At 72.4% G+C, this 17,974-nt stretch carries 17 protein-coding genes; 7 read left to right on the plus strand and 10 right to left on the minus strand.

Annotated elements, in window-relative coordinates; genetic code table 11:
• The first annotated feature begins 81 nt into the window (after positions 1 to 81).
• Both ACFO3Q_RS15935 and msrA read left to right on the plus strand, forming a co-directional pair.
• Complete coding sequence (locus ACFO3Q_RS15935; protein WP_377005723.1) at positions 82 to 351, plus strand: putative signal transducing protein; 270 nt, start codon at positions 82 to 84, stop codon at positions 349 to 351.
• A 74-nt stretch (positions 352 to 425) separates the two neighbouring features.
• Positions 426 to 1,097: a peptide-methionine (S)-S-oxide reductase MsrA gene (gene msrA / locus ACFO3Q_RS15940; protein ID WP_377005725.1), complete on the plus strand. Its 672-nt coding sequence runs from the start codon at positions 426 to 428 to the stop codon at positions 1,095 to 1,097.
• Between the two features lie 57 nt (positions 1,098 to 1,154).
• Here msrA and rnk read toward each other — a convergent pair whose 3' ends face one another.
• Positions 1,155 to 1,559 (minus strand): nucleoside diphosphate kinase regulator, encoded by a 405-nt coding sequence (gene rnk / locus ACFO3Q_RS15945; protein ID WP_377005727.1) that lies wholly within the window; start codon positions 1,557 to 1,559, stop codon positions 1,155 to 1,157.
• Positions 1,560 to 1,858: 299 nt separating this feature from the next.
• Here rnk and ACFO3Q_RS15950 point away from each other — a divergent pair, with 299 nt between their 5' ends.
• Positions 1,859 to 2,383 carry an adenine phosphoribosyltransferase gene (locus ACFO3Q_RS15950; RefSeq protein WP_377005729.1) on the plus strand — a complete coding sequence of 175 codons (525 nt, stop codon included), beginning with the start codon at positions 1,859 to 1,861 and terminating at the stop codon, positions 2,381 to 2,383.
• A gap of 168 nt (positions 2,384 to 2,551) precedes the next feature.
• Here the strand turns inward: ACFO3Q_RS15950 and oxyR are convergent, their stop codons facing one another.
• The 3 genes from oxyR to ahpC form a co-directional block, all read right to left on the minus strand.
• On the minus strand, positions 2,552 to 3,484 hold the full coding sequence (gene oxyR, locus ACFO3Q_RS15955; RefSeq protein ID WP_377005731.1) for a DNA-binding transcriptional regulator OxyR: 933 nt from the start codon (positions 3,482 to 3,484) through the stop codon (positions 2,552 to 2,554).
• A gap of 109 nt (positions 3,485 to 3,593) precedes the next feature.
• Positions 3,594 to 5,183 carry an alkyl hydroperoxide reductase subunit F gene (ahpF, locus tag ACFO3Q_RS15960; protein WP_377005733.1) on the minus strand — a complete coding sequence of 530 codons (1,590 nt, stop codon included), beginning with the start codon at positions 5,181 to 5,183 and terminating at the stop codon, positions 3,594 to 3,596.
• Positions 5,184 to 5,279: 96 nt separating this feature from the next.
• On the minus strand, positions 5,280 to 5,843 hold the full coding sequence (gene ahpC, locus ACFO3Q_RS15965; protein WP_377005735.1) for an alkyl hydroperoxide reductase subunit C: 564 nt from the start codon (positions 5,841 to 5,843) through the stop codon (positions 5,280 to 5,282).
• A gap of 464 nt (positions 5,844 to 6,307) precedes the next feature.
• On the opposite strand from ahpC, the gene ACFO3Q_RS15970 reads away from it, so the two are divergent.
• Both ACFO3Q_RS15970 and prmC read left to right on the plus strand, forming a co-directional pair.
• Positions 6,308 to 6,877, plus strand: coding sequence for a carboxymuconolactone decarboxylase family protein (locus ACFO3Q_RS15970; RefSeq protein WP_377005737.1), 570 nt, complete (start codon positions 6,308 to 6,310; stop codon positions 6,875 to 6,877).
• A 124-nt stretch (positions 6,878 to 7,001) separates the two neighbouring features.
• Positions 7,002 to 7,847 (plus strand): peptide chain release factor N(5)-glutamine methyltransferase, encoded by an 846-nt coding sequence (prmC, locus tag ACFO3Q_RS15975; RefSeq protein ID WP_377005738.1) that lies wholly within the window; start codon positions 7,002 to 7,004, stop codon positions 7,845 to 7,847.
• A gap of 84 nt (positions 7,848 to 7,931) precedes the next feature.
• On the opposite strand, the gene dxs is transcribed toward prmC, so the two are convergent.
• The 6 genes from dxs to ACFO3Q_RS16005 form a co-directional block, all read right to left on the minus strand.
• Positions 7,932 to 9,839, minus strand: coding sequence for a 1-deoxy-D-xylulose-5-phosphate synthase (dxs, locus tag ACFO3Q_RS15980; RefSeq protein ID WP_377005740.1), 1,908 nt, complete (start codon positions 9,837 to 9,839; stop codon positions 7,932 to 7,934).
• Positions 9,840 to 9,909: 70 nt separating this feature from the next.
• Complete coding sequence (locus ACFO3Q_RS15985; protein WP_377005742.1) at positions 9,910 to 10,806, minus strand: serine/threonine-protein kinase; 897 nt, start codon at positions 10,804 to 10,806, stop codon at positions 9,910 to 9,912.
• Positions 10,807 to 10,901: 95 nt separating this feature from the next.
• A complete protein-coding gene (locus ACFO3Q_RS15990; RefSeq protein WP_377005744.1) occupies positions 10,902 to 11,540 on the minus strand; it encodes an HNH endonuclease in 639 nt (212 codons plus the stop codon).
• 222 nt (positions 11,541 to 11,762) lie between these two features.
• Positions 11,763 to 13,550, minus strand: coding sequence for an acyl-CoA dehydrogenase C-terminal domain-containing protein (locus tag ACFO3Q_RS15995; protein ID WP_377005746.1), 1,788 nt, complete (start codon positions 13,548 to 13,550; stop codon positions 11,763 to 11,765).
• A gap of 60 nt (positions 13,551 to 13,610) precedes the next feature.
• Positions 13,611 to 14,093 carry an LEA type 2 family protein gene (locus ACFO3Q_RS16000; RefSeq protein WP_377005748.1) on the minus strand — a complete coding sequence of 161 codons (483 nt, stop codon included), beginning with the start codon at positions 14,091 to 14,093 and terminating at the stop codon, positions 13,611 to 13,613.
• Between the two features lie 142 nt (positions 14,094 to 14,235).
• Entirely contained in the window at positions 14,236 to 15,318 is a 1,083-nt protein-coding gene (locus tag ACFO3Q_RS16005) for an ABC transporter ATP-binding protein (RefSeq protein WP_377005750.1), read from the minus strand.
• Between the two features lie 224 nt (positions 15,319 to 15,542).
• Between ACFO3Q_RS16005 and zwf the strand changes: the two genes are divergently transcribed.
• Positions 15,543 to 17,000, plus strand: a complete 1,458-nt coding sequence (gene zwf / locus ACFO3Q_RS16010) for a glucose-6-phosphate dehydrogenase (RefSeq protein ID WP_377005753.1) — start codon at positions 15,543 to 15,545, stop codon at positions 16,998 to 17,000.
• Positions 16,997 to 17,974, plus strand: a complete 978-nt coding sequence (glk, locus tag ACFO3Q_RS16015; RefSeq protein WP_377005755.1) for a glucokinase — start codon at positions 16,997 to 16,999, stop codon at positions 17,972 to 17,974. The genes zwf and glk overlap by 4 nt, the downstream gene beginning before the upstream one ends.

A 17,974-nucleotide genomic window follows, 5' to 3' on the forward strand; every position in this document is an offset into this window, starting at 1 on the left:
TGCTCGGCCGGCCGGACGCTCGTCACGCGCGCCCGCCGGCTTCTGCCTATGCTGCACGCAGTTCCCCCGCGGCGGTGAAGCATGCGCGTTGTGTACGAGGCGGCCCATCTGATCGACGCCTATCTGGTGCGCGGTGCGCTGGAGGAGGCCGGCATCCCGGTCTTCGTCCGCGGCGAGCACCTCACCGGCGCGATGGGCGACCTGCCGGTGCTGGGCATGGTCGCGGTGTGCGTGCCCGAATCCGCCTATGGCCGTGCCAGCGCCATCGTGGCGGACGTGGATGCTGCCCTGCGGGCGGCGGATGCCGATGCGGAGGACGAGCGGCCCGACGGCGGCATGCTCCAGGCGTGAGGCCCGGTCGCGCGCCTTGAAGCGGCGCGACGGGACCGCATCTCGGAGGATCCTGACGACGGCGGAGGTCTTGCATGTTCGAGCGACTCGGCATCGGCGCATTCAAGCAGCGGATGGTCCAGCCGGAGCAGGCCCTGCCCGGGCGGCCCGATCCGCTGCGGATCGAGCCCATCCACTTCGTCACCGGGCGCCCCATCGTCGGCGACTTCCCCGGCATGGCACGGGTGCAGTTCGGCATGGGCTGCTTCTGGGGCGCCGAGCGCCTGTTCTGGTCGATCCCCGGGGTGGTGGCGACGGCTGCCGGCTATTCCGGCGGCTACACGCCGAATCCCACCTACGAGGAGGTGTGCAGCGGCCAGACCGGGCATGCCGAGACCGTGCTGGTCGTGTACGACCCGGCGCAGGTGCCGCTGGAGGCCCTGCTCAAGGTGTTCTGGGAGAACCACGACCCGACCCAGGGCATGCGGCAGGGCAACGACGTCGGCACCCAGTACCGCTCGGCGATCTACGTCGACGACGACGCCCAGCGCGCCGTCGCCGAAGCCTCGCGTGCGGTGTTCCAGGCGCGGCTGCGCGAGGCCGGCTACGGTGCGATCACGACCGAGATCCGCAGTGGCGTGCCGTTCTTCCACGCCGAGACCGCTCACCAGCAGTACCTGGCGAAGAATCCCAACGGCTATTGCGGCCTCGGCGGCACCGGGGTGAGCTGCCCCGTCGGTATCGGCGTGCCGCGAGAGGAGGAGTGAGAGCGGAGGAGCGACGAAGGAGAAAGCGCAGTCGCCGCGCTCGCTTCCCGCTCCTTTTCACTCACTTCTCAGGTTGCGCACGTCGAGCACGCGCAGGCGCGCGATGCGGCCGCCGGGCAGGGTCCAGTCGATGGACTGGCCGACGCGCAGGCCGAGCAGGGCGCTGCCCACCGGCGCGAGGATGGACACCCGCGCGGGCGAGCCGTCGACCTCGTGCGGATAGACCAGGGAAAGCTCGCGCTCCTCGCCGCTGGCTTCGTCGCGGAAGCGGGCGGTCGCGTTCATGGTGATGACGTCGCCGGGCATCTGCTCCGGCTCCAGCACGTCGGCGCGGTCGAGCTCGCGGCGCAGGGCGTCGAGGCCGGGCGTCGTCTGCGGCGCGTTCTCGAGCAGGGCGTCGAGGCGCTCGAAGTCGATGCTGGAAACGCAGATGGATGGGGGCGGGTGGGCGGGAACGTTCATGTCTCTCTCTGCACGGATGGGCGGGGCGGTGGCCCCGGAGCGGACAAGCAAAACGGGCGGCGCGTGGTCCGCGCCGCCCGTCGTCGCCTGCTTTTGTGCGGACAGTAGCCAATCGGCCTCGGAACCGGCAAGCGGACAGAGGGGGGGGCGCCCGTCCGGTTCGATCGCGCCGCCGCGTGCCGGGGAGGGCGTTGCGGATGGCCGTGGATGCGTGCCCGGACCGGGTCGCGCACCGGCGTTTTTCACACATCGCGTCGCTATGCTGGGCGGCCTCGTCGCCCCGGGACAGTCCCTTGAGCATGTCGACCAACCGCTTCGCCCACCTCCTGCGCGACGTGCCCGACTTCCCGCGGCCGGGCATCCGCTTCTGCGACATCTCGCCGCTGCTCGCGGACGCGGCGGGGCTGCGGGCGGCGGTGGAGAGCCTGGTGGCCCCGTGGCGGCCGGCCCCGCCCGACCTCGTGGCGGGCATCGAGTCGCGGGGCTTCATCCTCGGCGCCGCCGCGGCGACGCTGCTCGGCTGCGGCTTCGTCCCGGTCCGCAAGCCCGGCAAGCTGCCTGCCGAGGTACTGCACGAGACCTATGCGCTGGAATACGGGAGCGACCGTCTCGAAGTGCATGCCGACGCGGCGCGACCGGGGCAGCGCGTGCTGCTGGTCGACGACGTGCTCGCGACCGGCGGCACGCTGGCGGCGGCGCGGCGTCTGGTCGAGCGGCTGGGCGCCACGCTCGCCGGTGCGGCGGTGCTGGTGGAGCTGGAGGGGCTGGGCGGTCGTGCGCGCTGGGCGTCGGACGCGCCGCTCCACGCCGCCCTGGTGCGCTGACCTGGAGCGGTCCCAAGCGTGTGCGGAAGGACGCATCCGGGGCTGCAAGGTCGTCCGAGCGGGCCGTCCTCCGCCGACCTGCGCCTGTAGCCTGCTCCAGCCGGATACGCCGAACGTCCGGCCTCGGCCATCGACGTTTCGCCTCGGCGCTCTCTACAGCCCGCGCTCCTAGGCCGCGGCGCGCGGCGCGCCTGCGCCGGGTGGCTGGAGCAGGTGGGGCGGGATGCGCCGCAGTTCCTCGGCGAGGGTGCGGAGGAAGCCGTCCAGCGCCGAGCTGCGACGCCAGACCATGCCGATCTGGCGATGCGGCGCCTCGTCCGCGAAGCGCACCAGCTCCACGCCCGGGGAGTTCGGGACCGGCGGCTGCACGGCCAGCATGGGCAGGAGGGTGATGCCGACGCCGGCCGCGACCATCTGCCGCAGCGTCTCCAGGCTGGTGGCGCGGAAGCCGTCGCGCTCGTCGGCGCCCGAGAGGCGGCACACGTCCAGCGCCTGGTCGCGCAGGCAATGGCCCTCCTCGAGCAGGAGCAGGTGTTCGCGGTCCAGGTCGGACATGCTCAGCGCGCCGCGGCCCGCCAGCGCGTGCTGCTGCGGCACCGCGAGGATGAAGGGCTCCTCGAACAGCGGTTCGACGTGCAGTTGCTCGTCGTGGACCGGCAGTGCCAGCACGGCCGCGTCCAGGCGCCCCTCGCGCAGCCGGGTGAGGATCTGGTCGGTCTTCTCCTCGACGAGGAGGAGCTCCAGCCGCGGGAAGCGCGCGCGGATGGCGGGGACGACGTGCGGAAGGAGGTAGGGGCCGAGCGTCGGGAACAGGCCCAGGCGCACCGTTCCCGCCTCGGGGTCGCGGCTGCGGCGCGCGATCTCGCCCATCTGCTGGACGTCGGCGATGACCTTGCGCGCGCGCTCGGCGATCTGCTGGCCCACGGGAGTCAGCATGACGCGCCGCGGCGCGCGCTCGAACAGCGAGACGCCGAGCTCCTCCTCGAGCTTGCGGATCTGCGTGGAGAGCGTCGGCTGGCTCACGAAGCAGGCTTCGGCGGCGCGGCCGAAGTGCCGGTGTTCGGCGAGCGCGACGAGGTACTTGAGGTCGCGGAAGTTCATGTGCCTCCCTCCGTTGGTGGCCGCGCCGCGCGGTCGCGCGGAGGCCGGCGGAGGACGCCCGCATGCATCCCGGGCGGTCCTCCGTCGCCGGCCCCGCTCGTCCTCCGGATCAGGCCGCCTGCGCCTCGGCCTGGGCCGGCGCCGAGGTGCGGATCAGGTGGTCGAAGGCGGCCAGCGCGGCCTTGGAGCCCTCGCCCATGGCGATCACGATCTGCTTGTACGGCACCGTGGTGGCGTCGCCGGCCGCGAACACGCCCGGCACCGAGGTGCGGCCGTGGGCGTCGACCTCGATCTCGCCACGCGGGGAGAGCGCCACGGCGCCCTTGAGCCACTCGGTGTTGGGCAGCAGGCCGATCTGCACGAACACGCCTTCCAATTCGATGCGGTGGCTGTCGCCGCCGACGCGGTCGGTGTAGACGAGCCCGTTGACGCGGCTGCCGTCGCCGGTGACCTCGGTGGTCTGCGCCGAGGTGATCACGCGCACGTTCGGCAGGCTGCGCAGCTTGCGCTGCAGCACCTCGTCGGCGCGGAGCTTGCTGTCGAACTCCAGCAGGGTCACGTGCTTGACGATGCCGGCCAGGTCGATGGCCGCCTCGACGCCGGAGTTGCCGCCGCCGATCACCGCCACGCGCTTGCCCTTGAACAGGGGGCCGTCGCAGTGCGGGCAGTAGGCCACGCCCTTGTTGCGGTACTGCTCCTCGCCGGGCACGTTCATCTGCCGCCAGCGGGCGCCGGTAGCGACGACCACCGTCTTCGCCTTCAGCGTCGCGCCACTGGCGAAGCGCACCTCGTGCAGCCCGCCCTCGGCGGTGGCCGGGACCAGCGCCTCGGCGCGCTGCAGGTTCATGATGTCGACCTCGTACTCGCGCACGTGCTGCTCCAGCGCGGCGGCGAGCTTCGGGCCCTCGGTCTCCGGCACCGAGATGAAGTTCTCGATCGCCATGGTGTCGAGCACCTGGCCGCCGAAGCGCTCCGCGGCCACGCCGGTGCGGATGCCCTTGCGCGCCGCGTAGATGGCGGCCGCGGCGCCCGCGGGGCCACCGCCGACCACGAGCACGTCGAAGGCGGGCTTGGCCGAGAGCCTGGCGGCCTCGCGCTTGGCGGCGCCGGTATCCAGGCGCGCCACGATCTCCTCGACGCCCATGCGGCCCTGGCCGAAGTGTTCGCCGTTCAGGAAGATGGTCGGCACCGACATGATCTGACGCTGTTCCACTTCGTCCTGGAACAGCGCGCCGTCGATGGCGACATGGGAAATGTTGGGGTTGAGCACCGCCATCAGGTTCAGCGCCTGGACCACGTCCGGGCAGTTCTGGCACGACAGCGAGAAGTAGGTCTCGAAGCGGTACGGGCCTTCCAGCCCCTTGATCTGTTCGATGACCTCGACGCCGAGCTTGGACGGGTGGCCGCCCACCTGGAGCAGGGCCAGCACCAGCGAGGTGAACTCGTGGCCCATCGGCAGTCCCGCGAAGCGGAGGTCGATGTCCTGGCCGGGGGCGCGGATGGCGAACGAGGGCGTCCGCACATCGCTGCCGCGATGCTCGACCAGGGTGATCTTGTCGGAGAGCGAGACGATGTCCGACAGCAGCGCCGACATCTCGGCCGACTTCTCGCCGTCGTCCACCGCGGCGACCAGTTCGATCGGCCGCTGGAGCTTCTCGAGGTAGGCCTTGAGCTGGGTCTTGAGGTTGGCGTCCAACATGCTTTGCTGCTCCGCAGAAGAGGTAGTCCGCGCGTCACGGTGCCGCGATGGCGTGCCCGGAGCGGTCCGGGCACGCCACGCGATCGACGCGGTGAATCAGATCTTGCCGACGAGGTCCAGCGACGGCGCGAGGGTCTTCTCGCCTTCCTTCCACTTGGCCGGGCAGACCTCGCCCGGGTGCGCGGCGACGTACTGGGCGGCCTTGACCTTGCGCAGCAGCTCGCCGGCGTCGCGGCCCACGCCCTCGGAGGTGATCTCGACGAGCTGGATCACGCCCTCGGGATCGATCACGAAGGTGCCGCGGTCGGCCAGACCCTGGTTCTCGCGCAGGATCTCGAAGTTGCGGCTGATGGTCAGGGTGGGGTCGCCGATCATCGGGAACTGGATCTTGCCGATGGCGGCCGAGGTGTCGTGCCACGCCTTGTGCGAGAAGTGGGTGTCGGTCGAGACCGAGTAGATCTCCACGCCGATCTTCTTGAACTCCTCGTAGCGCTCGGCCAGATCCTCGAGCTCGGTCGGGCAGACGAAGGTGAAGTCGGCCGGGTAGAACACGACGACGGACCACTTGCCCTTCAGGTCGGCATCCGTGACCTGGATGAACTCGCCGTTCTGGAAGGCGGTGGCGGTGAAGGGCTTGACCTGGGTGTTGATCAGGGACATTCGCAATCCTCGTGGATCGTTGGTGGGAGTGGTGCAACGCGGCGCATGGTAGGCGGCATCTATCGATGTGGCAAATAGATGGTTGGAATGTGATTGATAGGTTTTGGCTATTTGGTGCGGTGCGGGAGGGGAGGCGGGCATGGGGCATGGGGCATGGGGCGTGGGGCATCGGGCACCCGGGCACGGGGCACGGGGCACGGGGCACGGGGCGTGGGGCGTGGGGCACGGGCATGGGGAATGGGGAATGGGGAATGGGGAATGGGGAATGGCCCGAGCCCCGAGCCCCGAAGCCTGGGCCCTAAGTCCTGAGCCCCGAGCCCCAAGCCCAAGCCCAAGCCCCAAGCCCCAAGCCCCAAGCCCCAAGCCCCAAGCCCCAAGCCCTGAGCCCTGAGCCCTGAGCCCCTCGACGCCCGGGGCGGGCGCTGGCACGGTTGGGGAATCCGGACTGACGCAGGACACATGCAATGACTCCATCCGAGATCGCCGCCCGGCTTCCCGACTACGCGCAGGACCTGCGCCGCAACTTCGAGCAGGTCCTGGCGGAGGCCGGCTCGCCCGGGCTGGACCGGCGACAGATCGCCGCGGTGGCGCTGGCGTCGGGCATCGCGGCGCGGTACACGGGGCTGAGCCGGGCGCTCGACGCCTTCGCGGCGGACGTCCTCGACGAGCGCGAGCGCTGCGGGGTGCGCGCGGCGGCGGGCACCATGGGCATGACCAACATCTACTACCGGTTCACGCACCTGGTCTCGAACCGGGAGTACGCGGAGATGCGCTTCGGCCTGCGCACCAGCGTGCTGCAGTCGCCGGGCATCGACCGCGTCTCCTTCGAGCTGGCCGCGCTGGCGGTGTCCGCCATCAACGGCTGCGGCATCTGCGTGGACGCCCACGAGCGCGGGCTGCGCGAGCACGGCATGCCCATCGAGGGCATCCAGAGTGCGGTGCGCATCGCCGCGGTGGTGCATGCGGTGGCGGTGATCCTCGAACAGTGCGTCGATGCCGGGCAGGACCCGCATGCGGGGGCGGGGCTACAGTAGCCGCTGCCGCCGCGTCGTCGGACGCGGTGCTCTGCCCCTCCCGCACCGCGAGTTCCATGCCGATGCCACTGCCGTTGCCGTCCCGTCCGTCCCGCCCGCCACAGCCACCGGCGGGGGGCGGCGCATGAGGACGGTCCGCGACCTGATCGACGACGGCGCCTCGCGCCTGGGCGCCGGCGATTCCCCGCAGCTGGACGCCGAACTGCTGCTCGCCCATGCGCTGGGGCGCTCGCGGACCTGGCTGGTCGCGCACCGCGACGACGTCCCGGACGCGGATGCGGTCGCCCAGTTCGGGCAGCTGCTGGCGCGGCGCATCGCAGGCGAACCCGTCGCCTACCTGCTGGGCGCACGCGGCTTCTGGAGCCTCGAGCTGGCTGTCGAGCCCGCGGTGCTGATCCCGCGCCCGGAGACGGAGCGCCTGGTCGAACTGGCGCTCGACCTGCTGCCGGCCGACCGCGAGGTCGAGGTCGCCGACCTCGGCACCGGCAGCGGCGCGATCGCGCTGGCCATCGCCTGCGAGCGTCCGCATGCGCGTGTCCTGGCCGTGGACGCGAGCGCCGAGGCGCTGGCCGTCGCGCGGCGCAACGCCGAGGCCAACCGCATCGCCAACGTCGCCTTCGCCGAGGGCGACTGGTTCTCGCCATTGGCCGGGCGGCGGTTCGACCTGGTCGCGAGCAATCCGCCCTACATCGCCGAGGACGATCCCCACCTCGAACAGGGTGACCTGCGGCACGAGCCGCGCGGCGCCCTGGCGTCCGGTGCCGACGGGCTCGACGCGCTGCGCCGCATCGTGGCCGAGGCGCCCGCCCACCTGCGCCCCGGCGGCTGGCTGCTGGTCGAGCACGGGTTCGCCCAGGGGCAGGCGGTCCGCGACCTGTTCGCCGCCGCCGCCTTCGAGGCGGTGACGACCGAGCGCGACCTGGAGGACCGCGAGCGGGTCACGCTCGGGCGGCGCGCAGAGCAGGAGTGAGTGGAGGGAAGTGAGAGGCGAGGGCGAGCAGTTGTTCTTCCCTCCCGTTTCTCACTCCTGGTCCCTCACGCCTCCGGATCGGCTTCAGCCGGCGGCGCTGCGCGGTAGCGCGCTCTGCAGCACGGCCTCCCAGCGCGCCTCCACCGCCGCGCGCACGCCGGCGACGTCCAGGCCGCACTCGGCCAGGAGCTGCTCGCGCGAGGCGTGTTCGAGATAGCGGTCGGGCAGGCCGAGGTGCTGCACGGGCAGGAGGAGGCCCTCCGCGGCGAGGAATTCGCTCACGGCGCTGCCGGCACCGCCCACGACCGTGTTGTCCTCGAGGGTGACGAAGCCGGCGTGCGTGGCGGCCAGCTCGCGCAGCAGCGCCTCGTCGAGCGGACGCACGAAGCGCATGTTGACCACGGTGAGGTCCAGCGCCCTGCCCACCTCCTCGGCCACCGGCACCAGCGCGCCGAAGGCGAGCAGGGCGAGCCGGTGGCCGTGGCGACGTACCTGCGCCCTGCCGACGGGCAGGGCGTCGAGGGCCGGCTCCACCGCGACACCGGGACCCGTGCCGCGCGGGTAGCGGACCGCGGCGGGGCCGGGATGCCGGAAGCCGGTCGTCAGCATCTGCCGGCACTCGTTCTCGTCGGCCGGCGCCATCACCACCATGTTCGGGATGCAGCGCAGGAAGGAGAGGTCGAAGCTGCCGGCGTGGGTCGCGCCGTCGGGGCCCACCACGCCGGCGCGGTCGATCGCGAACAGCACGTCGAGGTCCTGCAGGGCCACGTCGTGGATGAGCTGGTCGTAGCCGCGCTGGAGGAAGGTGGAGTAGATCGCCACCACGGGCTTGGCGCCTTCCAGCGCCATGCCCGCCGCCAGCGTCACCGCGTGCTGCTCGGCGATGGCGACGTCGAAGTAGCGGTCGGGGAACTCCTGCGAGAAGCGGACCAGGCCGGAACCCTCGCGCATGGCGGGGGTGATGCCCATCAGGCTGCGGTCGACGCGGGCCATGTCGCACAGCCAGTCGCCGAACACCTGGGTGTAGGTGGGCTTGCCGGGGCCGGCCTTCTTCACCACGCCGACGTCGGGGTCGAACGGCGAGACCGCGTGGTACTCGATCTGGTCGCCCTCGGCCAGGCCGTAGCCCTTGCCCTTGGTGGTGACGACGTGGAGCAGCTGCGGGCCCTTGAGGCCCTGCAGGGTGCGCAGGGTCGACACCAGCGCCGGCAGGTCGTGGCCGTCGATGGGACCGGTGTAGTGGAAGCCCATTTCCTCGAACAGCGTCGAGGGCACGAACATGCCCTTGGCGTGCTCCTCCCAGCGGCGCACGAAGCGCGCGGCGGGGTTGGACTTGTCGCCGAGGAGCTTCTTGCCGCCCTCGCGCACCGCGTTGAGGGTCTTGCTGCCCATCATCCGGCCGAGCATGCGGGTGAGCCCGCCGACGTTCTCGGAGATGGACATCTGGTTGTCGTTGAGGATCACCAGCAGGTTGGGCTCGGGGTCCAGTCCGCCTGCGTGGTTGAGCGCCTCGTAGGCCATGCCCGCGGTCATGGCGCCGTCGCCGATCACCGCCACGACCTGGCGCGGGTCGTCCTTGGCGGCCAGGGCCAGCGCCATGCCCAGCGCGGCCGAGATCGAGGTCGAGGAGTGGCCGACGTCCAGCGTGTCGTACTCGCTCTCCTTGCGCTTGGGGAAGGGCGCGAGCCCGTCCTTCTGCTTGACCGTGTGGATGCGGTCGCGGCGGCCGGTGAGGATCTTGTGCGGGTAGCACTGGTGGCCGACGTCCCAGACCAGGCGGTCCTCGGGCGTCCGGTAGAGCCAGTGCAGGGCGACGGTAAGCTCGATGACGCCGAGGCCGGCGCCGAAGTGGCCGCCGGTGCGGGAGACCTGCTCGATGAGATAGGCACGCAGCTCGTCGGCGACGGCGGGCAGTTCGGATTCGTCGAACGTACGCAGGTCGGCCGGGCTGTCGATGCGCGAAAGGCGCGGATAGCGCTGGGCGTCGATCATGCCGCGAATTGTCGCCCCCGCGTCATCCTGCGGCAAGGAACGCCGTGCAATGCGTTGGGCGGGCAGCCGGTCAGCGGCGCGCGCGCAGGCGACCCAGCAGGGCGCCGCGCGCCTCGCCGTCCTCCGCGGCCTCGCGCAGGACGGTGCCGGTGGCGAGGCCGGCCGCGATGAAGGCGGCCACGTCCTCCTCGCCGGCGCCGGCCTTGGCCGCGATCATCTGCAGCGTCTCGGGGCCCTTCATCATCACGCTGGCGATGCGCAGGTGGCGCGGGAACTCGCGCTCGGTCTGCGGCCAGTGCCGCAGGCGCCAGCGGACCGGGGCGGCTTCCGCCTCGGCGCGCACCTCGTCCGCCTGGCCGAGCCCGGCCAGCCAGCGCAGGCGCGCCAGCGACTGGCGCGTGCCCTGCAGGTCCGCCGCGGTCGCGGGGACGATGGCGTCGGCGCCGAGGGCGGCCGTCGCGTAGGGCAGGTAGGGCTTGAGCGCGCCGTCGCCGATCCAGCTGTCGTCGGCGGGATCGATCACGAGCGGCGGCGCGTCCGGCACGCTCAGGCGCAGCGGCCCGGTGGCCGTGGCGAGCAGGTCGGAGAGGCTGCGGGACGCGCCGGCGCTGAGCGCCTCGGGCGCTGCGGCCGCGACCGCGACCGCTGCGGCGTGGGGGCCGGGGCCGGCGGTGCGGGCCGGCGGCAGGCCCAGCCCGGCCAGCGCATCGGCCAGCGCCCGGCCGCTGACCGGCCGCACGAGGCTGATGCCCACGTCGTCGCGCGGCGCATCGGAGATGCCGATCAGTGCCTGCGGTCCGTTGCGCATGCGCAGCCAGGTCATGTGGCCGGCCATCGAGTCGAGGTCGATGACCACGACGTCGGCATCGGCTTCCGCCGCGACCGCCCAGCCCTGCGCGGACGCCAGCGCCCGCTCCATGGTTTCCCGTTCGGCATGCGCGATGCCGGAGAAACAGATCGTCCCCATCGGTCCCACTCCCCCCAGCTCCCCCTGGAGCGCCGGCGAGTCTCGGCAACCGGGACGGCTGCGTCAAATGGCAGGGGGGCGTGGCGTGCGCGCGGTCACGCCTGGAGGCGCCGGCGCCGCGGCAGGTGGCTGCGCAGGAAGGCCATCTGGTCGGCCAGGATGTGGCGGTTGGAGAGGATCAGGTGCTCCACCCAGCTCGGGCGGTAGGGCACGGCCAGCAGCGGCATGTGCGCCTGCTGCGGCGTGCGTCCGCCCTTGCGCGAATTGCAGGCGAAGCAGGCGCTGACGACGTTCTCCCACACGTCGCGGCCGCCCTGGGAGATCGGCTTGACGTGGTCGCGGGTGAGCTGGCCGCGCGAGAAGTCGTTGCCGCAGTACATGCACAGGTGGCCGTCGCGCGCGAACAGGGCTGGGTTGGTCAGCGCCGGCGCCGGGTTGAGCGCCTTGGCGCGCGCATGCCCGCGCGCGGCGACGATGGGGTGCAGCTCGATGACGCTCTGGCGGTCGTCTGCGCGGTTGTGGCCGCCGCGCACGGTGAGGCAGGGATCGCCCAGGGTCCACACCACCGCCTCGCGGACGTAGAGACAGACCGCGTCCTGCCAGCTCATCCAGTCGAGGATGCGGCCGTGCGCATCGAGGCAGAGCACCCGCGGGTACGGGCGGAACGGGCGCACGTTGCCGTGCGCGGCGAACGCCGCGCGATGGACCGTCGGCTGGAGCGTCGGACCCGGCATTCGCCGGAGGATAGAACAATTGCGTGACGGTTTTGCGGGCGGGAGGCGGGCACAGGGCACAGGGCACGGGGCACGGGGCACGGGGCACGGGGCACGGGGCACAGGGCACAGGGCACAGGGCACAGGGCACGGGGCACAGGGCACAGGGGCACGTCACCCTCCTGTGCCCTAAGCCCTAAGCCCTAAGCCCTAAGCCCCAAGCCCCAAGCCCCAGCCCTTTCGCTATTCCCCGAACGCCTCCGCCTCCAGCGCCATCAGCGTCGCGGCGCCGCTGCGGATGGCGGCGGCGTGGGTGAGGGTGCGGGGGAGGATGCGGGCGAAGTAGAAGCGGGCGGTCTCGCGCTTGGCATCGCGGAAGGCCTGAGGCTGGCTGCCCTTGGCGAGGGCGGCGACGGCGCGTGCCCACCAGTAGGCCAGGGCGACGTAGCCGGAGTAGAACAGGTAGTCCACGGCGGCCGCGCCGATCTCCTCGGGGTCGGTCGCCGCGCGGCCGGCGATCTCCTGGGTCAGCGCGCCCCATTCGGCGGCCTTCTCCGCGAGCGGGGCGACGAATTCCGCCAGCGCCGGGTCGCCGGCATTCGCGGCGCAGAAGCGCTCGATCTCGCCCAGGAACAGCTTCAGGCCGGCGCCGCGCAGCTGCAGCAGCTTGCGGCCCACGAGGTCGTTGGCCTGGATCTGGGTGGTGCCCTCGTAGAGCGTGGTGATGCGCGCGTCGCGCGCCAGCTGCTCGATGCCGTGCTCGCGGATGTAGCCGTGGCCGCCGTAGATCTGGACGGCGTTGTAGGTGCACTCCACCGCCCACTCGGTCAGGCAGCCCTTGACGATGGGCGTGAGGAAGCCGACCAGCGCCTCGCCGTCGGCGCGTGCGGCCTCGTCGGCGCCACGCTCCTGTTCGTCCAGCTGCGCGAAGGCGTGGGCGGCGAGCAGGCGGCCGCCCTCGGCCAGCGCCTTGTTGGTGAGCAGCATGCGGCGCACGTCCGGATGGACGATGATCGGGTCGGCCGGCTTCTCGGGCAGCCTGGGGCCGGAGAGCGCGCGCATCTGCAGGCGCTCGCGGGCGTAGGCGAGGGCATTCTGGGTTGCGCGCTCCATCAGTCCGAGACCCTGGACGCCGACGCCCAGGCGCGCGGAGTTCATCATGATGAACATGCCCTGCAGGCCGCGGTGCGGCTGCCCGACGAGGTAGCCCTGCGCGCCGTCGAAGTTCATCACGCAGGTCGCCGAGCCCTTGAGGCCCATCTTGTGCTCGATGGCGCCGCAGCGGACGCCGTTGCGCTCGCCCATGCTGCCGTCGCGGGCGACCTTGAACTTGGGCACCACGAACAGCGAGATGCCCTTCACGCCGGGCGGCGCGTCCGGCAGGCGGGCCAGGACCAGGTGGACGATGTTCTCGGTGAAGTCGTGCTCGCCGGCGCTGATGAAGATCTTGGTGCCGGTGACCGCGTAGCTGCCGTCCGCCTGGGGCTCGGCGCGGGTCTTGAGCAGGCCGAGGTCGGTGCCGCAGTGCGGCTCGGTCAGGCACATCGTGCCGGTCCAGCGGCCCTCGACGATGGGCGCGAGGAAGGCCTGCTTCTGCCAGTCCTCGCCCTGGTGGCGCAGCGCCTCGATGGCGCCGTGCGAGAGCAGGGGGTAGGTGCTCCAGGCGAGGTTGGCGGCGTCGAGCATCTCCTTGAACAGCGCGTCCACCGCCAGCGGCAGGCCCTGTCCGCCGAGTTCCGTCGGCACCGTCAGCAGGTTCCAGCCGTCCTCGACGAAGCGCTGGTAGGCCGCCTTGAAACCGTCGGGCGCGGTCACCGTGCCGGTCGCGGGATCGTAGCGGCAGCCCTGTTCGTCGCCCGCCTGGTTGAGCGGCGCCAGCACCTGGTTGGCGAAGCGCGCCGCCTCCTCCAGGACCGCCTCGACCGTGTCGCGCCCGGCGTCGATGCCCAGGCGGGCGACCTGGGCGTCGAGATCGAGCACGTCGTAGAGCGCGAAGCGCATGTCGCGGACGGGGGCGGCGTAACGGGTCATTGGCGATCCTCGGAGTGACGCGGGAAATGCAGGCGCGGCGCGGTCGGGCGCCGGCGGGAATCAGCGCAGCGTGCCTTCGAGCCCGGGCACCGGGTTGAGCAGGCTGTCGAACTCGAACGGGAAGTCGCGGCGGTCGGGCTCGCCGGTGGCGATGCGGCCCTCCAGCCGGTAGCGCACGCTGCCGCGGCTGGTCAGCGCCGCCACCACCCTGTCGCTGGCGGCCTGGCTCGGCACCAGGCGCGCCTCCACCACGTCGGCGGCGAAGCGGCCGATGCCCATCTCCGGGGCGATGTCGATGCGCCCGGCCTCGACGTCGCCGAGGCGCAGCGTCGCCTGGACGCGGTCGAAGCGCATGCCGACCGTGCTGAAGTTCTGGATGCGGACCTGCAGCGTCCAACTGCCGTCGGACTCCACGTCGAGCTGCTGGATGCTGGCCTGCGGCGGGAAGATGCGGCGGATCTCGCCGCTCCCGCAGCCGCTCAGCAGGGCGGCGGACGCGAGCAGGAACAGGAACGTGACGAGCGGGGAACCCGAGCGGCGCATGCGACCATCCGGCGGCGTAGGGGAGGGGCGCCGAGGATAGCAAGCAGCGATGGCGCAGGGTCGGCCGTGCGATGCGTGCCTGCACGACCGGGCCCGACGGAGGATCCGGACCCGCTGCTGCGCCGCGCGTGCGACCGGGCGCTCAGGGGCCGATGCGGCGCCCGGTACCGGGATCGAAGAAGTGCAGCCGGGCGGGATCGAAGCCGAGCCGCAGGCGCTCGCCGGGCTGCGGCAGCGCACCGTGGGGAGGCATCCGCGCGACCAGTTCGCGGCCGGCGTGTTCGGCGTGCAGGAACACCTCGTTGCCGACCGGCTCGACCACGTCCACCCGGACCTCGATCGCCGCCGCGTCCGCATCGGTGGCCGGCCGCAGCTGCTCCGGCCGCAGCCCGGCCACCACCCGCGTGCCGCCGCGGCCGGCGAGCGCGCCGCCGGGCACGGGGAGGCTGGCGGTCCCGAGCACGACGGCGCTGCCGTCCACGGTCGCCTGCACGTCGAACAGGTTCATGGCCGGGCTGCCGAGGAAGCCGGCGACGAACAGGTTGGCCGGCGCGTCGTAGAGCCGCATGGGCGTGTCGATCTGCTGGATCGCGCCGTCCTTCAGCACCACGATGCGCTGGCCGAGGGTCATGGCCTCGATCTGGTCGTGGGTGACGTAGATCATGGTCGCGCCGAGCCTGCGGTGCAGGCGCGAGATCTCCACGCGCATCGAGGCGCGCAGCTTGGCGTCCAGGTTGGACAGCGGCTCGTCGAGCAGGAACACCGCCGGGTCCCGCACCAGCGCGCGGCCGAGGGCGACGCGCTGCCGCTGCCCGCCCGAGAGCTGGCCGGGCCGGCGGTCGAGCATCCCGTCCAGGCCGAGCATGTCCGCCGCCTCGCGGGTGCGGCGGGCGATCTCCTCCCTGCCGGCGCCGCGCAGCTTCAGCCCGAAGGCGAGGTTCTCCGCCACCGTCATGTGCGGATAGAGCGCGTAGCTCTGGAACACCATGGCGATGTCGCGGTCGCGCGGCGCGACGTCGTTGACCACGCGCCCGCCGATCGACAGCGTGCCGGCGCTGATGCTCTCCAGCCCGGCGATCATCCGCAGCAGGGTCGACTTGCCGCAGCCGGAGGGGCCGACCAGCACGAGGAACTCGCCGTCGGCGACCTCGAAGCTGGCGTCGTCCACCGCGACGAAGCCGTTGTCGTACACCTTGCGGACGCCGTCGAGGCGGACCGTTGCCATTCGTTCTCGCTCCCGCGGGGACGGACGGATCGTGCAGGATGCACGGCCGCCGGGGCTCCGCTACGCTCGCATGTAAACGTTTCCAGCCGGCGCGGGCAAGCGGCGCCGCAGCGGGACCGGGCCGCAGCGGACGGGGCCGGGAGGCATCCGCGAGCGCACGGCTCCTCCCACTGCAGGCTGCACATGCCAAGATCACGCCGTTCTTCCGACGGATCCGATTGACGATGCACGACACCCTGCTGCTGTTCGGTGCCACCGGCGACCTCGCCGCACGCATGCTGTTCCCGTCGCTGGCCCACCTGGTCCGCGACCGTCTGCTGCCCGAAAGTTTCCGCGTGGTCGCGGTGGGGCGGCAGACGCACGACGCCGACAGCTTCCGCGAGTGGCTGGGCGAGCGCGTCCAGGCGCTGAGCGGGGAGGTGCCGACCAGCCGCGAGTGGCGCGAGCTGTTCGAGCGGATCGAGTACGTCGCGGCCGACCTCGCGGATCCGGCCTCGATCCCCGCCGCCCTCGGCCATCTGCGCGAGCAGCGCTGCGTCAGCTACCTGGCGACGCCGCCGGCCCTGTTCGTGCCGATCACCGAGGGGCTCAAGGCCGCCGGCCTGCTCGACCCGCCGTCACGCTTGGTGCTGGAGAAGCCGCTCGGGCGCGACCTGGCCTCGGCGCGCGAGATCAACGCCGCCATCCGCACCTGCGCCAGCGAGGAACAGGTCTTCCGCATCGACCACTACCTCGGCAAGGCCGCGGTGCAGAACCTCGTGGCGCTGCGTTTCGGCAATGCGCTGTTCGAGGCGGTGTGGAGCCGGCGCTGGATCGAGTCGGTCGACATCCTGATCGCCGAGACCACCGGCGTGGACGGTCGCGACGGCTACTACGCCAAGTCCGGCGCGCTGCGCGACATGGTGCAGAACCACATCCTGCAGCTGCTCTGCCTGATCGCGATGGACCCGCCGAACTCGCTGGACGCCGACGCCGTCCGCGACGAGAAGCTCAAGGTGCTGCGCGCCCTGCGCCCGATGCGCGCCGCCGACGCCGCCTGCGACGTGGTGCGCGGGCGCTACACCGACGGCGTGGTCGACGGGCGCGCCGTCTCCGGCTACACCCCGCCTGAGGGGACCGATCCCGAGACCTTCGTGGCCGTGCGCGCCTGGATCGACAACTGGCGCTGGGCGGGCGTGCCGTTCCGGCTGGTCACCGGCAAGCGCCTGCCGCAGCGCATGACCCAGGTGGTCGTGACCTTCAAGCCGGTTTCGCACTGGCTGTTCGAGAATCCCACCCGCGATCGCGCCACGCCCAACAGGCTGGTGCTGCGCCTGCAGCCGGAGGAGAGCGTGGAGCTCGGCATCATGAACAGCCTGGCCGGTCCCGAGTGGGGCGGCCTGGAACTCAAGGCGCTGCCGCTCGACCTGACCGTGCACCGCGACACGCCCCGCCGCATCGCCTACGAGCGCCTGCTGCTCGACGCGCTCATCGGCAACCCGGCGCTGTTCGTGCGCAGCGACGAGGTCGAGGCCGCGTGGGTGTTCGCCGACAGCGTCATCGCCGCGTGGGAGCAGGGCGATTCGCCGGTCCGGCCGTATCCGGCGGGCTCGTGGGGCCCGGCCGAGGCCGCCGACTTCCTTCCCGACCCGCTGACCGATCCCCGCCGCGAGGCGCGCAACGGCGCCCGGAGCCCCGCGTGAGCGAGGTGCTCGTCGCCGACATCGGCGGAACCAATGCGCGCTTCGCCCTCGCCGGCGGCGCGGTGGACGTGCCGCGCCTGGAGGAGAGCACGCGCGTGCTCGCCACGGCCGACTTCCCGAGCCTGGAGGACGCCGCGCGCCACTATCTCGACGAGGTGGGCGTGCGTCCCGCGCGCGCCGTGTTCGCCATCGCCGGGCCGGTCATCGACGACCGCATCCGCATGACGAACTGCCCGTGGGTCATGTCGCTGACGGACACGCGGCGCGCGCTGGCGCTGGATCGGCTGCGCACGGTCAACGACTTCCACGCCATGGCGCGCAGCGTGCCGCTGCTGCGGGCGGGCGATCTCGAGGTGCTCGGCGCGCCGCCCGCGCCCGAGTGGGGCGCCGCCCCGCTGCCCGACCGCATGTGCGCGGTGATGGGGCCGGGCACCGGGCTCGGCGTCGCCGGGCTGGTGGTCCGCCACGGCCGCGCGCACGCACTGGAGACCGAGGGCGGCCACGTCGGCTTCGCCCCGGTGGACGCGCTGGAGATCGAGGTGCTGAGGCGCCTGATGGCGCGCTTCGGCCGCGTCTCCACCGAGCGCATCGTCTGCGGCAGCGGCCTGGTCGCCCTGCACCGGGCGCTCGACGAGATCGAGGGCCGGCCGGCCGAGGACCTCGAACCGCGCGACGTCACCGCACGCGCCGCGGGCGGCGACGCCGCGGCGGTGCGCACGGTCGAGACCTTCTGCGGCATCTTCGGCAGCGTGGCCGGCGACGCGGCGCTGATGCTCGGTGCCTTCGGCGGCGTCTACCTGCCGGGCGGGCTGGTCCCGCACCTGCTGCCGTGGCTGCGCGAGGGCCGCTTCCGCGCGCGTTTCGCCGCCAAGGGCCGCTTCGCCGAGGTGCTGGAGCGCACGCCGACGGTGGCCGTCCTGCATCCGCAGCCGGGCCTGCTCGGCCTGGCCGCCATCGCCGCCGACGCCGCCTGA

The sequence above is a fragment of the Coralloluteibacterium thermophilum genome, assembly GCF_042654365.1.
GTDB lineage: Bacteria > Pseudomonadota > Gammaproteobacteria > Xanthomonadales > Xanthomonadaceae > Coralloluteibacterium > Coralloluteibacterium thermophilum.